A 15477-nucleotide genomic window follows, 5' to 3' on the forward strand; every position below is an offset into this window, starting at 1 on the left:
GCCGGCGTCAGGAGCTCGTGAGGATGACGAGTTTCTGGGTCGCCCGGGTCATCGCGACATAGCGGTCGACCGCTCCTTCGATGCCCTTGCCGAACGCCTCCGGGTCGATGAGGACGACCAGGTCGAACTCCAGCCCCTTCGACAGCTCCGGGGTCAGCGACCGGACGCGGGACGTCGCCCGGAATGTTGGATCGCCGATGACGCAGGCGATCCCTTCGGCATGTGCGGCGAGCCAGTTGTCGAGGACCGAGCTCAGATCCGCAGCAGCTCCGTGCACGACGGGGACGCCGCTGCTGCGGATGGAGTTCGGTACGTTGGCGTCCGGGAGCACGGCCCGGATGACCGGCTCGGCTTCCGCCATGATTTCTTCCGGCGTCCGGTAGTTGATGCTCAGGGAGGCCAGGTTGATCCGGTCGAGCCCGACCCGCTCGAGCCGTTCCTGCCACGACTCCGTGAAGCCGTGCCTGGCCTGGGCACGATCCCCGACGATGGTGAAGCTCCGGGACGGGCACCGGAGCAGCAACATCTGCCACTCGGCGTCGGTCAGTTCCTGAGCCTCGTCCACGACGATGTGCGCGAACGGGCCGGCGAGCAAATCCTGGTCGGCGGTGTGCAGTTCGGACTCGTCGACCAGGCTGACCCGGGCGTCCTCGCCGCGCAGCATCGTCACCAGGCCCTCGCCGTCGTCACCGTCGGCGCCGGAGTCGGCTGCGGCCTCGACCAGGTTGTCGACGACTTGCGCCATGCGCTCGCGCTGGGCGGCGAGCACGGCCTCGTGCCGGCGCCTCCGCCGGGCCGCCTCCGGGTCACCGAGCCGCTGCCGTGCCGCGTCCAGGAGCGGCAGGTCGGACACCGTCCAGGCCTGGGGGTCCCCGCGCTGCAGCTTCGAGACGTCATCGCGGCTGAGCCAGGGAGCACACTTGCGCAGGTAGGCGGGTACCGACCACAGGTCTGCGACGAGGTCGGCCGCTTCGAGCAGCGGCCACGCGCGGTCGAAGGCTGTGAGCAGCTCCCTGTCCTGCCCCAGCGACTTGCGGAGCAGGTCGGGCGAGACGTCGCCGTCGTGCTTGTCCACCAGGATCGTGAGCAGCTCCTCCCAGATCTGGTCGCGCGCCTCGTTGTGCGGAATACCGGGTGCTGCTTCGAACGCCACGGCCCAGTCGTCGGCGCTCAGCCAGATGTCGGACCAGTGGGTAGTGACCGTCATCCCCCTGGTGGGCGGCTCCTCGTAGAACCTGACGGCCGTCTCGATCGCCTTCACCAGATTCGCGGACGACTTCAGGAGGGCCACGTCCGGGTCGGCCTCGATCGCTGCCGCGGCTCCCTCGGCGACGAGGTCCCGCAGGGTGCAGGTCTGCACGCCCTCCTCTCCGAGGCTGGGGAGTACGTCGGCGACGTAGCCGAGGTAGGGCCGGCTCGGACCGACGAACAGCACGCCGCCACGGCGGTGACCGAGGCGAGGGTCGGAGTAGAGGAGGTAGGCGGAGCGGTGCAGGGCGACGACGGTCTTTCCCGTACCCGGACCGCCGTCGACGACGAGAGCGCCGCGCGATCCCGCGCGGATGATGGCGTCCTGATCGGCCTGGATGGTGCCGAGCACGTCTCGCATCCGGGGCGAGCGGTTGCTGCCCAGGCTGGCGATGAAGGCGGACTGGTCGTCGAGCGCGGCGTGCCCGGCAAACCCGTCCGAGGTGAACACCTCGTCCCAGTAGTCGCTGATCCGGCCGCGGGTCCAGCGGTACCTGCGGCGGCTTGCCAGACCCATCGGGTTGGCGTGGGTGGCTCCGAAGAACGGCTCGGCCGCGGGGGAGCGCCAGTCGAGCAGCAGCCATCGGCCCGCGCTGTCCGTAAGGCCAAGTCGTCCGACGTACACGGGCTCTGGGTTGTCCGCGCTGACCATGTGTCCCAGGCACAGGTCCAGACCGAAGCGACGCAGTGCGCGCAGGCGAGCGGTCAGCCGGTGGATCTCCATGTCCCGGTCCATCGCCTGCCGGCCGATGCCTCCGGGCCGCTTGCGCTCGGCATCGAGTTGGTCGGTCAGTTCGGCGATCGACTGCTCAAGGCACTCCGCGATGGCCGCGAAGTGCTGCTCGTCGCCGGCGATCAGCGTCGGGTCGGCCTTGGGGGAGAGGCGGTCGGGAAGGTCAAAGGCGCTGGTAGTAAGGGGGTTCAAGTCATAAGCTCCGATGTGAGGCCGCTCGCAACCATTGATTGCGCGCGGCAAGGCGTCTGGACCGGCGTGACGAACCTGGTGACCATGACGCCGTTGTCGGTTCAGGTCGCCATGGTTCGCGGGTTCTCGTGCTCTGGTCCTGGCTCGACGATTCCGCGTGGTTCACGCGGACACTTGCGGCATTTCTCCGCCGGTCGCGTCGAGCAGCAACTTCGCGGCCACCGTTGTCCCGTCGGTCCGGATCGTGCCGGCCACGGCCCTCGCTCGTGCGGCGGTCTCGGGGGTCAGGGCCGTGCTGAGCGCGGCCGACAGGGACTCGAAGGTCGGAGTCGGACCGTCGTGTGCGGCGCCGATGCCCAACTCGGCCACCCGGCCCGCCCAGTACGGCTGGTCCACCATCTGGGGTACGACCACCTGAGGCGCGCCGGCCCGGGCAGCCGTCGTCGTGGTGCCCGCACCGCCGTGGTGCACGACGGCGGCGACCCGGCCGAACAGTGCCTGCTGATTGACCTCGTCGAGGACGAAGCAGTCGTCCTGGTCGTCGTCCAGGGCCAGGTCCGCCCAGCCGCGGGAGACGACTGCGCGGTGGCCCTGCGCGCGGACCGCCTCGACAGCCACCTGGGCGACGTCCTTCGAGGCGCGCATGGGCATGCTGCCGAAGCCCACGTACACCGGTGGTGTGCCGGCGTTCAGGAACGCCTCCAACTCGGACGGGAGCGGGCGTTCGTCCGGCAGGATCCACGCGCCGGTCTGCACGACGTCGAGGTCCGTCGAGTCCTGCCACGGGCCCAGGGTCGGGTCCGCCGCGAGCCACGGCTGGTCGGTGAAGGTGTGGTCGCGGACGTTGTCCACCGGTGGCAGGCCGATCGCTGCCCGGTGGGTGTTGAGCGGCGCGGCGTACAGCGCGTTCACCTTCTCGGCGTCCAAGTCCCACAGCACCCGGTTGTCGGTCTCTTCCGGTGGGAACGGCACTCCCGGCCGCTGCTGCGGCGGGTAGTTCGGCGACGGCAGTTCGAACGGATGGAAGCACGCGTACACGTAGCGGATGCCCAGCTTCTCGGCCACCGACCGCACGCCGGCCGGAATCAGGCCGGTCGCCACCAGCACATCACATCCCTCGGCCGCCGCGGCGAGCGTGTCGAACCGCTCGGCGACCAGCTTGGCCGCGATCCGGGGCACGTCCGCCGCCGACGGCGGCGTCACCCCGGTCACCAGCGCGCGCACCGACTGGCCGAACGGCACCAGCTCCACGCCGGCACCTGCCAGCAGCTCCGCGAACTCCTTGTCCGGCGGCGCGCACACCCGCACCTCGGCACCGAGCGCCTGCAACCGCACCGCGAGCCCCACCAGCGGTTCGACGTCCCCGCGCGACCCGTACGTCGACAACAGCACTCGCATTCAGTGACTCTCACTTCCGCAGATTCTGGCTTAGGCCGGTGATTCTGCGGCACGACCGGGGCCTTGCCGCAAGCCCCCCACTGCGCTATAAGTTAAGAGTGGAAAGGAGTGGGTACACCTCCTTCCCTCTTTCGTCCGCTGGACGGACAACCTCCTCGCGAAGCGCCGTACCGCCGCATGCGGCGGTACTGTCGGCTTCGCCGGACGGAGCCGGGGCCTACTTCCCGTACAGGTCCGCCCACCCGTCCGCCACCGCGTACGCCGGCACGCCCGCCACATCCACCGTGCCGCCCCCCGACACCGCCCGCGCCAGATCCGCCGCATGCCGCACTGCCGCCCGGAATAGCAGCGAGCCCGTGCTGACCCTGGCCACCCCCAGCTCCGCCAGCCGCGCGACCGTCAACCGGCCCGGTGCGTACAGGATGTTGAGCGGCGCCTCGTACTCGGCCGTCAGGGCGGCGATGACGGACTCGTCCTGCAGCCCCGGTACGAACAGGCCGTCCGCGCCCGCCTCCTGGTAGGCGGAGAGCCGGTGCGCCGTCTCGTCCGCGTGGCCCGGCAGCCAGTGCGTATCCGCGCGCGCGTTGACGAACAGAGTCGGCGCCGCTTCCTTCACCGCACGGATCACCTCCCGCTGGTGCGCCAGTGGCGCGAGCGTGCCGTCCGTGCGGCCGTCCTCGATGTTCACCCCGGCCACCCCCGCCCGTACGAGATCAGCAGCCAGCGCGGCGACCTCGGCCGGGTCAGCGCTGAATCCGCCCTCGATGTCCACGGTGACCGGGACCGGCAGCCGCGTGAGCCCGCGTCCGAGGTGGAGCGTCTCCTCGCGTGCCGTGCCGGTCGCGTCCGGTTTGCCGGCGGCCGACGCGACGCCGAGGCTGGTCGTCCCGATGGCGGCGAAACCGGCCTCGGCGAGGGCGGCGGCGGAGGCGTGGTCCCAGGCGTTGGGGAGGACGAGCGGGGTGCCGGGGCGGTGGTGCAGGGCGCGGAATTCGTCGTAACGGCTCATGAGTTCGTCTCCTCCAGTAGTACGTCGAGTACGCCGCAGGCCAGCGCCAGGGCGTGCCGGGATCCGGGGCACGGGCGGATGCCGTGGCCGAAGGGGGCGTCGGCGGACGCCAGGTCCAGAGGTACGTCGGTGCCCTCGGGCACGGACCGGCCGTGCAGCGCCGCCCCGGCGGCGGCGACGCGTTGCGTGCCGCGCACGGGTGGGGCAAGGCGGAGGGTTTCGGCGACCAACTCATCGGTGGGGAGGGTGGTTTGCTGCCGTGCCCCGGCTTCGAGGGCGCTGACGATCAGCGCGGCCGTGGCGTCGCAGGTCTGTACGAGCAGCCCGATCCGGTTCGCGACGCGCTCCGGCTCGTCGTCCGGCAGCAGGCCGACCAGAGTGCGTACGCCCTCGTCCGCGCGCGCCATCACCTCCGGCGCCGCCCCCGGCCGGTAGGCCGCCGCGACCGCGCGGGTCGCGGGGACGACGTCCGCATGGGCGCCGAGCGCGGTGCCGAGGACGGCTACCGGGATGTAGGGCGCCGCGTCGGGTGATGCGGCGTGACGGGTCAGAATCCTGGCCGATTCCCGCAGTCGGTGGGGGTCGAGGCGTCCTAACTCGCCCTCGGCCAGGGCCCGGCGCCGTGCGTGCACCTCGCCGTTGCTGAAGCGGGCCACGGCGCCGCGCAGCCATCGCATGGTTTCGGGTGCGCCGCCGGCGGGCGCTTCCGGTACGAGGAACCGGGGGTCGCGGAGCACGGCACGGGCGTCCGGAGTGGGCGTTGTCATGGCCCTGAACGTACCGCCGCGACGGTTCGGCCACCGCCGAAGAGTGCGGGGTCCCGGTTACAGCGTCCCGCGCTCGATCCCCAGCGCCTCGCGCAGTGCCCGTTCCCCGGGCTCGGTGATCTTCACCGCCCGCTCCGAGCCGATCCGTACGCACCATCCCGCATCCAGCGCATGACGGCACAGCGCCGCCCCCGCCACCCCCGCAAGGTGCGGGCGGCGCTCGGTCCAGTCGAGGCAGGAGCGTACGAGTGGCCGCCGGCCCGTGCGTTCCAGGCCGATGCCGAGCGCGCCGAACCAGCCCAGCCCCTCCTCCGTGAGCGCGAAGCCGGTGTCCTGCCGCAGCAGGCCACGTGCCGTCATCGCGTCCGCGATCACGATGCCGATCCGCCCGGCCAGGTGGTCGTAACACGTGCGGCCACGCGCCATCGCACTGCTCGCACTTGCCGCCCGCAGCGAACGGGGAGGCCCCGGAGGCGCCGCGGTCGCCACCTGCGCGGCGAGGTCCTCGACCATGTGTGCCGTGCCCGTGTCGGCCAGCCGGACGTACCGGTGCCTGCCCTGCCGCTCCTCCGCCAGCAGCCCCCCGGCGACAAGCTTGCCGAGGTGCTCGCTCGCGGTCGAAGCGGCCACCCCCGCGTGGCGCGCCAGTTCGCCGGCCGTCCAGGCCCGCCCGTCGAGCAGGGCCAGGCAGAACGACGCCCGGGTCTCGTCGGCGAGGAGTGCGGCGAGCGCCGCGAGGCGGCGCGCGGGGGAGGAGCGGTGGGGGGAGGGGCGAGTGGAGTGGTGGGAGTCGTCTTGCGCCATGCGTCCCAGGATGCGTCAGGGATTGTTCGGCGTGCGCCGAACCGCCCCCCACTGCTCGTACTGGAGCGCCAAGCCGTCGATCAGCGCCCGCAGCCCCGTCTCGAACGCGCCCTCGTCGACCTTCTGCCGCCGCTCCGCGAGCAGATGGGCCTGGCCGAGGTGCGGATAGTCCGCCGGATCGTACGCCGTCTCGTCGTCGACGAAGCCGCTCGCGAACGAGCCGAGCGCCGAGCCAGTGATGAAGTACCGCATCAGCGCGCCGATGTACGTCGCCTGGGCCGGCGGCCACCCCGCCCTGACCATCGCACCGAACACCGCGTCGGCGACCCGCAGGCCGGCCGGCCTGCGCCCCGGCCCGCGGGCCAGTACCGGAACGATGTTGGGGTGCTCCGTGAGCGCCGCGCGGTAGGAGACGGCGTAATCGTGCAGCGCGGTCTGCCAGTCGCGGCCGTCCGCCGGGTCGAACATCGTCAGGTCGACCTTCGCGCTCACCCCGTCGGCGACCGCGTCGAGGATCTCGTCCTTGTTGTGGAAGTGGTTGTAGAGGGACGGCCCGCTGACCCCGAGCTCCGCCGCGAGCCTCCGCGTCGACACCGCGTCGAGACCTTCCGCGTCCACGAGCGCACTCGCCGCCCCGACGATGCGGTCACGGCTGAGGAGGGGCTTGCGCGGTCGGGCCATGCGGCACATAGTAGGCCGTGCATCAAGAAACTAGCAGTGCTAATTAAATGCTGATCGAGTTGACGAGAAGTGGGGTGCCGGGATGAATCTCGAGCTCAGCGAGGAGCAGACCGCGGTGCGGCAGCTCGCCAAGGACTTCACCGACCGCGAGATCAGCCCGCACATCGTCGAGTGGGACCGCGCCGAGAGCGTCGATCGAGCCATCGTGAAGAAGCTCGGCGCGCTCGGGTTCCTCGGCCTGACGATCCCCGAGGAGTACGGCGGCTCCGGCGGCGACCACCTCGCGTACTGCCTCGTCACCGAGGAACTCGGCCGCGGCGACTCCTCGGTGCGCGGCATCGTGTCCGTATCGCTCGGCCTCGTCGCCAAGACCATCGCGCACTGGGGCACCGAGGAGCAGAAGCATCAGTGGCTGCCCGGCCTCACGTCGGGCGAGCTGGTCGGGTGCTTCGGCCTCACCGAGCCCGGCACGGGCTCCGACGCGGGCAACCTCACCACCCGCGCCGTGCGCGACGGCGACGAGTACGTCATCAACGGCTCCAAGATGTTCATCACCAACGGCACCTGGGCCGACGTGGTGCTGCTCTTCGCCCGCTCGACCGACGCCCCCGGTCGCAAGGGCGTCTCGGCCTTTCTGGTGCCCACCGATACCCCCGGCCTCACCCGCCGCGAGATCCACGGCAAGCTCGGCCTGCGCGGCCAGGCCACCGCTGAGCTGTTCCTGGAGGACGTACGGGTCCCCGCTTCCGCGATGATGGCGCCGGAAGGCAAGGGCTTCTCGGTCGCCATGTCGGCTCTCGCCAAGGGCCGCATGTCGGTCGCGGCGGGCTGTGTGGGCATCGCCCAGGCCGCCCTGGACGCGGCCGTGAAGTACGCGACCGAGCGCGAACAGTTCGGCAAGACCATCGCCCACCACCAGCTCGTACAGGAACTCATCACCGACATCGCGGTCGACGTGGACGCCGCCCGCCTGCTGACCTGGCGCGTCGCCGATCTCATCGACCGCGGTCAGCCGTTCGTCACCGAGGCTTCGAAAGCGAAGCTCTTCGCCTCCGAGGCCGCCGTACGCGCCGCGAACAACGCACTCCAGGTCTTCGGCGGCTACGGCTACATCGACGAGTACCCGGCCGGCAAGCTGCTGCGCGACGCCCGCGTGATGACACTGTACGAAGGCACCAGCCAGATCCAGAAGCTCGTCATAGGCCGGGCACTGACAGGGGTCTCCGCGTTCTGAGCGCGTGACCGGAGAGATGTCGGAGGGACACCGGAGGGATGACTGTGAAGGTGCGCTGTGCCGTACTCGACGATTATCAGGACGTCGCGCTCTCCAGCGCCGACTGGGCCCCGGTGGCCGACGCCGTGGAAGTGACGTCGTACCGACAGCACTTCACCGGCGAGGACGAACTGGTCGAAGCGATCGGCGGCTGCGAGATCGCCGTCGTGATGAGGGAACGCACGCCGTTCAGCGACCAGTTGTTCGCCCGGTTGCCCCGCCTCAGGCTTCTGATCACCTCGGGAATGCGCAACGCGTCCATCGATCTCGGCGCCGCCGCGCGGCACGGAGTCACGGTGTGCGGGACGGCGAGCAACTCCGAGCCGCCCGTCGAGCTCACCTGGGCGCTCATCCTCGGGCTGGCCCGGCAGGTGGTACGGGAAAGCAGCGCCCTGCGCGAGCACGGGCCCTGGCAGAGCACCGTCGGCACCGACCTGTACGGCCGCCGCCTCGGCCTGCTCGGCCTCGGCAAGACCGGCAGCAAGGTCGCACGGATCGGCCAGGTCTTCGGCATGGACGTGATGGCCTGGAGCCAGAACCTGACCGCCGAGCGGGCGGACGCCGCCGGCGTCCGGCTCGCGCTCAGCAAGGAGGAGCTGCTCGAGAGCAGCGACTTCGTCTCGGTCCATCTGGTACTCGGCGACCGGACCCGGGGGCTGCTCGGCCAGGACGAGTTGAAGCGGATGCGGCCCTCGGCGTACCTGATCAACACCTCACGCGCCGCCATCGTGGACCAGGCGGCGCTCGCGCGGGCGCTGCGTGACGGGTGGATCGCCGGCGCCGGTGTGGACGTGTTCGAAACGGAGCCGCTCCCCGACGGGCACGAGTTCCGCTCGCTGCCGAACCTGCTCGCCACACCGCACCTCGGCTATGTGACCCAGCGCAATTTCCGCGCCTACTACGAGCAGGCGGTGGAGGACGTCGCCGTGTTCCTGGAGGGAAATCCGATCCGGCTCCTGAGCGCCTGACATCTGAATCTGAGTACGTGAGGTAGGTACGTGAGCGGATGTGAGCCGCGTCGCATTCGCCCATGCTGTCGGTCATGAGCGACACACCGGTAAAGCAACAGAACACGACGGCGTACTACGGGCAGGCGGTCGCCGCCTTCGTCACAGCCCTGGGGGCGGTCACCCTCGGCATCCTCTACCTGGACGCCGACGCCTGGGTGCGCGCCTTCCTCGGCATCGGCGTCCTGTACCTGGTGACCTCCGCGTTCACCCTCGCCAAGGTGATCAGGGACCGGCAGGAGGCCGGGCAGATCGTGAGCCGCGTCGACCAGGCCCGCCTGGAGAAGCTGCTCGCCGAGCACGACCCGTTCCAGAAGCTCTAAGCGCTTGCTCACCTTCGGGGTATGGTGTTCGTTCCTGTTGGACGGAAGGGGCGAGCCATGAGTGCGGCGGACGAGATGGCCGAGCCACGCGACAACCACGACGACACAGACAAGCCGTGGAGCGAGGTCACCCCCGAGGCGGCCAGGAAGCTGCTGGTCGCCGCCGTCGAGGCGTTCGCCGAGCGGGGCTACCACGCGACCACGACCCGCGATATCGCGGGCCGCGCCGGGATGAGCCCGGCTGCGCTCTACATCCACTACAAGACGAAGGAAGAGCTGCTCCACCGGATCAGCCGCGTCGGGCACGACAGGGCCCTGCAGATTCTGCTGGCCGCGGCGGAAGGGCCGGGCACGGCCGCCGAGCGGCTCGACCTTGCCGTACGCTCCTTCGTCCGCTGGCACGCGGAACGGCACACCACGGCGCGCGTCGTCCAGTACGAACTCGACGCGCTCAGCGACGAGCACCGCACCGAGATCGTGGAGCTGCGCAGGCGCACCGACGCCGCCGTACGCCACATCCTGAACGACGGTGTGAAGGCGGGGGAGTTCGACGTCCCGGACGTCCCCGGCACCACCCTCGCCGTGCTGTCGCTGTGCATCGACGTGGCGCGCTGGTTCAACGCCCAGGGCCGCAGGACACCCGACGAGGTCGGCGAGCTGTACGCCGACCTCGTGCTGAGGATGGTCACCGCCCAGAAGTAGTCGCGCAGTGGTCGCGGAGTAGTCGCGCGCGGCTCAGAAGTAGTAGCGGGACACGGACTCCCCCACGCACGCCGGCTTGTCGCCGCCCTCGCGCTCCACCGTGACGACGGCCGTCACCTGCACGCCGCCGCCCGCTTCCGTGACCTCCTTGAGCACTGCCGTCGCCCGCAGCCGCGAGCCGACCGGCACGGGGGACGGGAAGCGCACCTTGTTGGCGCCGTAGTTGATGCCCATCTTCATGCCCTCGACCCGGATGATCTGCGGAACGAGTACCGGCAGCAGCGACAGCGTCAGATATCCGTGCGCGATGGTCGTCTTGAAGGGGCCCGCCGCGGCCTTCTCCGGGTCCACATGGATCCACTGGTGGTCACCCGTCGCCTCGGCGAACAGGTCGATCCGCTTCTGGTCGATGTCCAGCCACTCGCTGTGCCCCAACTGCTCGCCGACCCCGGCGCGCAGCTCCTCGGCGGAAGTGAAGATCCTCGGCTCTGCCATGTCCCGGCCCCTGCCTCTCGTGCGGCTGCATTCCTTAAAGTTCATGTCTAAGCGCTTGCTCAGCATGGTTCGGCTGCTGTGTTCTGTCAACGGAAGCTGTCCACGGAAGCTGTCAACGGAAGCTGTCCACGGAAGCTGCGACGGAAGCTGCGACGGAAGCTGCGACGGAAGCTGCGACGGAAGCCGGCGACGGGGGCCCAGTAGGGTTCGAGGGGTGCCGCAGATACCAGAGAAGATCCACGAACTCACGGTCGGCCAGTTGTCCGCCCGCAGCGGCGCCGCCGTGTCCGCCCTTCACTTCTACGAGTCCAAGGGCCTCATCAGCAGCCGCAGGACCACGGGCAACCAGCGACGCTACAGCCGTGACGCGCTGCGCCGCGTCGCCTTCGTCCGCGCGGCGCAGCGCGTCGGCATCCCGCTCGCCACGATCAGGAACGCGCTGGCAGAACTGCCCGAGGAGCGTACGCCCAACCACGAGGACTGGGCGCGGCTTTCCGAGGCGTGGCGCTCGGAGCTGGACGAGCGCATCAAACAGCTCGGCCGCCTCCGTGACCACCTCACCGACTGCATCGGCTGCGGCTGCCTGTCGCTGGAGACCTGCGTGCTGTCCAACCCGGACGACGTCTTCGGCGAGCGCATGACCGGCTCCCGGCTGCTTCCGGAAGGCCGGAGCCCGCAGGAGCGCAAGAAGCAGCGGAGCGCCTGAGCCGTCAGCGTCCTGTACCAGCCTGGCCGTCCCGTACCGGGCAGGCCACTACAGCAGGGCCGCGCGCACCAGTTCGGCGTTCGAGGTCGCCGGCCGGCCGTCGGGAAGCAGCAGGGTGTCCTCCAGGCCGGCTCTGGTCGCCAGGCCGAGCCGGCGGGCCAGCCGCAGCACCGGCCAGGCGCCACCGTCCTCGCCATGCAGGAGTACGGGCCTGCCCCGCGCATCGCCCAGCTCGGCCAGGAGTATGCGGGCCGACCCCTCCGCCGTGGCGGGGTCGGTGTCCGTCACCTCGGCGAGCACGCGCAGGACCCGGGGCGCGAGCGGCGAGCCGAGGAAGCGGCGTACGCCGTCGGTGCCCGACCAGACACTCGCCTCCACGCCGACGCCCCGCTCCATCAGGGCAGCCGCGAGCTCTTCCGCGCCCGGCTCGTGCCAGTTCACGGACGCGTGATCGGGCAGCACCGTCCACGAGCGCACGTACTCCACCCGGCGCCGGGGATCGGGCTCCGCCCAAGCGCCCGTGGTCACTCCGACCGGCACGCGAGCCGGGAGCGCGGCCCGTATCGCCGTGAGCGCCGCCGCCACCGCGCGCGGCGACAACGTGTCCTCCCCGCAAGGCGACTTGGGGTGCACATGCACATCACAGGCTCCGGCGGCGACAGCGGCGGAAGCGGCCTCGGCCATCGCACCGGGCGACAACGGCACGGCAGCACTGTCACCGGCACCGCGCGGGCCGTTCAGACAGACCTGAACCTGTACCTGAAGCCGAATCATGCAGTCGATGGTGCCAGCCACCACTGACAACGCGGAGGCACGGCAGCGGAAAGAGCGCCGCGCCCCCGCGCGCTCACGCCACTGACGCCAGCTCCCTGCGCCGTGCCTTCTTGGACTTCGCCAGTGCCTCGGGTGTCAGAACCGGCTGCGGCACCAGAATGCCGCAGCCCGTACAGACCGGGCCGAACCACGGCTCATGCGCCAACTCCTGCTTCCAGACGATCCTGCTCTCCGCGCACACCGGGCAGTTCGCCCCGGGCTCGGATTCCAGGGCGGTTATCAGCCGGCGCAGTACGCTGCCGAGCGGCGCCACCGGATGGACAGCGGGATCGTCGCACCAGGCCACTCCGCACCCTCCCCAGGTGCGGCGGTGCCAGTCGTCGAAGGAGCCGGGGCGCCGCAGCCCGTCGTGCTTCTCGCGCTTGCGGCGCTTGGCGAACTCCACTTCGTACGCGAGCCAGACGGCCCGCGCCTCTTCCAATTCGTCGAGCGCGGCCACCAGCCGCGCCGGATCGGGCGCCCTGTCCTCTGGTTCGATCATGTGCCGTGAGCACAGATGATCCCAGGTCGCCCGGTGCCCATAAGGGGCAAACCGTTCCAGGCATTTGCGCAGTGAATACCGCCGCAGTGCCAGGTCACACCGCGGGTCGCGCACCTGTCTCGCAAGACTTCGGAAACCGGCCATCGCACTTGCCACCTCCGTCGCTGGTACTTCGGCGTCACAGAGTGGACGTACGGGTGCCCCAATCGGCTCCATCGAAAATCGAATGGACGTCATCAGTGGCGATTTCGAAAAGGTGACGCATGCTCACTTTCGGGCGGACGCGTACCGCCAGTAACGTCCGTCGCACCGGCCTCCCTTCCAAGGAGCACGCATGCGACGACGACGTCCCAGTCCCGCACAGCACAGAACAGCCCTGGCAGCAGCGGTAATCGCACTCGCCGCAGGCCTGCTGTCCCCCCTGCCGCAGGCGACGGCCGACACCGCCCAGAGCCCCGCGCCTGTCACCGATCACTGCAAGAGCCAGTGCGACGACATCCTGCCGCCCGTCAGAACGGCAACGCAACTCTGGCCGAGATTCTCGCCCACCGCCTCCTCGGCACCCACCCCGCGCACAGCTCCGACCAGATAGCGAAGTACGACGCCCTGGTGGCGGGTCACCAGGGCCTCACCGACGACAAACTCACCACCTTCTTCAACGACGCCTCCTTCGGCGTCCCCGACGACCAGATCCGCTCCGTGATCCGCCCCCGCGACGATGTGACGATCACCCGCGACAAGGCGACCGGCGTCCCGCACATCAAGGGCACCACCCGCTACGGCACCGAATTCGGCGCCGGTTACGCGGCGGGTCAGGACCGGCTCTGGCTCATGGACCTCTTCCGCCACATCGGCCGCGGCGAACTGACCTCGTTCGCGGGCGGCGCCCTCGCCAACCAGGGCCTGGAGCAGCAGTTCTGGCCGCAGGCCCCGTACACCGAGGAAGACCTCCAGGCCCAGATCGACCGCATACGGACCACGAAGGGCGCGCGCGGCGAGCAGGCCATGGCGGACGCCCAGGCGTACGTCGACGGCATCAACTCCTACCGCGAGAAAGCCAAAAGGGGCCGCTACTTCCCCGGCGAGTACGTGCTCACCGGCAAGGTCGACGCCATTACCAACATCGGAGAGATCAAGCCCTTCAAGGTCACCGACCTGATCGCGCTCGCCTCCGTCGTCGGCGGCCTCTTCGGCGGCGGCGGAGGCGGCGAGGTCCAGTCCGCGATCTCGCTGCTCGCCGCGCAGCAGAAGTACGGCGTCGCCGAGGGCACCCAGGCCTGGGAGTCCTTCCGCCAGCGCAACGACCCCGAGGCCGTCCTCACCGTCCACGACGGCACCAGCTTCCCGTACGCCGGCAAGCCGAAGAACCCCCGCGGGGTGGCCATGCCCGACCGCGGCTCCGTGACACCCGAGCAGCTCGTGTACGACCGCGAGGGTGCGGCGAAGACCGGGCAGGCCGGGCGGAAGGACCCGGTCGACGCCCCGAAGAGGCTCAAGCCGCTCCAGGGCATGTACGACGACGGCGTGCTCCCCGGCGCGGACTTCTCGAAGAAGCGCGGCATGTCCAACGCCCTGCTGGTCTCCGGCAAGCACACCGCGAGCGGAAACCCCGTCGCCGTCTTCGGCCCTCAGACCGGCTACTTCGCCCCGCAGCTGCTCATGCTCCAGGAGCTCCAGGGCCCCGGCATCAGCGCCCGCGGCGCCTCCTTCGCGGGCGTCGGCATGTACGTCCAGCTCGGCCGTGGCCAGGACTACGCCTGGTCGGCCACCTCCGCGGGACAGGACATCACCGACACGTATGCGGTGGATCTGTGCGAGCCGGGCGGCGGCGCACCGTCCAAATCCTCCGCCCACTACCTCTTCCGGGGCACCTGCACCCCCATGGAGAAGCTGGAGAAGCGCAACGCCTGGAAGCCGACCCTGGCCGACTCCACGGCGGCCGGCTCGTACCGGATGCAGGTCTGGCGCACGAAGTACGGCACGGTCACCCACCGCGCCACGATCAGCGGCAAGCCCGTCGCGTACACCTCGCTGCGCTCCACCTACCGGCACGAAGCCGACTCGATCATCGGCTTCCAGATGTTCAACGACCCGTCGTACGTGAAGGACGCCGCGTCCTTCCAGCAGGCGGCGCAGAGCATCGACTACGCCTTCAACTGGTTCTACGCCGACTCGCGCACCGCCGCGTACTACAACAGCGGTATGAACCCGGTGCGCGCCGAAGGTGTCGACGCCTCGCTGCCGGTCAAGGCGGAGAAGGCGTACGAATGGCAGGACTTCGACCCGCGGTTCAACACCGCTGCCTACACCCCGCCCGCTGAGCACCCGCAGTCCACCGGCCAGGACTACTACATCTCCTGGAACAACAAACAGGCCAAGGACTTCACCGCCGCGGGCTTCGGCACCGGCTCCGTACACCGGGGCGACCTCCTCGACGGCCGGGTGAAGAAGCTGGTCGCCGAGGGCGGCGTGACGCGTGCCTCGCTCACGCGCGCCATGGCCGAGGCGGCGGTGACCGACCTGCGCGGTGAGGACGTACTGCCGGAGCTGCTGAAGGTGCTGCGTTCGAAGCCGGTTGCCGACCCGGATGTGGCCAGGGGCGTCCAGCAGCTGGAGTCCTGGCGCGCCGGCGGCGCCCAGCGCAAGGAGACGGCCCAGGGATCGCGTACGTACACCCACCCCGAGGCGGTGCGGATCATGGACGCCTGGTGGCCGCTGCTCGTCGAGGCGGAGTTCAGGCCGGGCCTCGGTGACGAGTTCTACCTCTGATCTTGGCCAGTGCTCCGCCCTTCAGGGCGGGGGTGAAGGCCATCCTTGGCCCGGG

Annotated in this window: 14 protein-coding genes and 1 pseudogene; 6 read left to right on the plus strand and 9 right to left on the minus strand. The window is 70.3% G+C overall.

The features are described 5' to 3' along the window. Positions 1-7 precede the first annotated feature (7 nt). The 6 genes from helR to J7E89_RS27950 all read right to left on the minus strand — a co-directional run bounded on the left by helR (position 8) and on the right by J7E89_RS27950 (position 6832). Positions 8-2173, minus strand: coding sequence for an RNA polymerase recycling motor ATPase HelR (helR, locus tag J7E89_RS27925; protein WP_214977212.1), 2166 nt, complete (start codon positions 2171-2173; stop codon positions 8-10). 162 nt (positions 2174-2335) lie between these two features. Further along, positions 2336-3571: a glycosyltransferase gene (locus tag J7E89_RS27930; protein WP_214977213.1), complete on the minus strand. Its 1236-nt coding sequence runs from the start codon at positions 3569-3571 to the stop codon at positions 2336-2338. Positions 3572-3788: 217 nt separating this feature from the next. After that, positions 3789-4580 (minus strand): isocitrate lyase/phosphoenolpyruvate mutase family protein, encoded by a 792-nt coding sequence (locus J7E89_RS27935; protein WP_214977214.1) that lies wholly within the window; start codon positions 4578-4580, stop codon positions 3789-3791. After that, positions 4577-5347, minus strand: a complete 771-nt coding sequence (locus J7E89_RS27940; protein ID WP_214977215.1) for a hypothetical protein — start codon at positions 5345-5347, stop codon at positions 4577-4579. Before J7E89_RS27940 ends, J7E89_RS27935 begins: the two co-directional genes overlap by 4 nt. Before the next feature lie 57 nt (positions 5348-5404). Continuing rightward, positions 5405-6151, minus strand: a complete 747-nt coding sequence (locus J7E89_RS27945; RefSeq protein ID WP_214977216.1) for a helix-turn-helix transcriptional regulator — start codon at positions 6149-6151, stop codon at positions 5405-5407. Between the two features lie 15 nt (positions 6152-6166). After that, the gene (locus J7E89_RS27950; RefSeq protein WP_214977217.1) at positions 6167-6832 is read right to left on the minus strand and encodes a TetR/AcrR family transcriptional regulator; all 666 of its coding nucleotides are present in this window, start codon (positions 6830-6832) and stop codon (positions 6167-6169) included. An 82-nt stretch (positions 6833-6914) separates the two neighbouring features. Here J7E89_RS27950 and J7E89_RS27955 point away from each other — a divergent pair, with 82 nt between their 5' ends. The 4 genes from J7E89_RS27955 (at position 6915) to J7E89_RS27970 (ending at position 10137) form a co-directional block, all read left to right on the plus strand. Further along, complete coding sequence (locus J7E89_RS27955) at positions 6915-8066, plus strand: acyl-CoA dehydrogenase family protein (RefSeq protein ID WP_214977218.1); 1152 nt, start codon at positions 6915-6917, stop codon at positions 8064-8066. Between the two features lie 44 nt (positions 8067-8110). After that, on the plus strand, positions 8111-9073 hold the full coding sequence (locus tag J7E89_RS27960; protein ID WP_214977236.1) for a D-2-hydroxyacid dehydrogenase family protein: 963 nt from the start codon (positions 8111-8113) through the stop codon (positions 9071-9073). 74 nt (positions 9074-9147) lie between these two features. Next, on the plus strand, positions 9148-9435 hold the full coding sequence (locus J7E89_RS27965) for a YiaA/YiaB family inner membrane protein (RefSeq protein WP_214977219.1): 288 nt from the start codon (positions 9148-9150) through the stop codon (positions 9433-9435). A 57-nt stretch (positions 9436-9492) separates the two neighbouring features. Continuing rightward, positions 9493-10137 (plus strand): TetR/AcrR family transcriptional regulator, encoded by a 645-nt coding sequence (locus tag J7E89_RS27970; RefSeq protein WP_214977220.1) that lies wholly within the window; start codon positions 9493-9495, stop codon positions 10135-10137. A 33-nt stretch (positions 10138-10170) separates the two neighbouring features. Here J7E89_RS27970 and J7E89_RS27975 read toward each other — a convergent pair whose 3' ends face one another. Next, positions 10171-10632 (minus strand): MaoC family dehydratase, encoded by a 462-nt coding sequence (locus J7E89_RS27975; RefSeq protein ID WP_214977221.1) that lies wholly within the window; start codon positions 10630-10632, stop codon positions 10171-10173. Between the two features lie 214 nt (positions 10633-10846). Between J7E89_RS27975 and soxR the strand changes: the two genes are divergently transcribed. Then, positions 10847-11338 (plus strand): redox-sensitive transcriptional activator SoxR, encoded by a 492-nt coding sequence (soxR, locus tag J7E89_RS27980; protein WP_214977222.1) that lies wholly within the window; start codon positions 10847-10849, stop codon positions 11336-11338. A gap of 48 nt (positions 11339-11386) precedes the next feature. On the opposite strand, the gene J7E89_RS27985 is transcribed toward soxR, so the two are convergent. Continuing rightward, the gene (locus tag J7E89_RS27985; protein ID WP_214977223.1) at positions 11387-12112 is read right to left on the minus strand and encodes a 3-keto-5-aminohexanoate cleavage protein; all 726 of its coding nucleotides are present in this window, start codon (positions 12110-12112) and stop codon (positions 11387-11389) included. Positions 12113-12185: 73 nt separating this feature from the next. Next, positions 12186-12797, minus strand: coding sequence for a hypothetical protein (locus J7E89_RS27990; RefSeq protein WP_214977224.1), 612 nt, complete (start codon positions 12795-12797; stop codon positions 12186-12188). 190 nt (positions 12798-12987) lie between these two features. Between J7E89_RS27990 and J7E89_RS27995 the strand changes: the two are divergent. Continuing rightward, a pseudogene (locus J7E89_RS27995) lies at positions 12988-15416 on the plus strand (penicillin acylase family protein); the annotation flags it as partial. Positions 15417-15477: the final 61 nt, after the last annotated feature.

This window comes from Streptomyces sp. ISL-100, assembly GCF_018614615.1.
Taxonomy (GTDB): Bacteria; Actinomycetota; Actinomycetes; order Streptomycetales; family Streptomycetaceae; genus Streptomyces.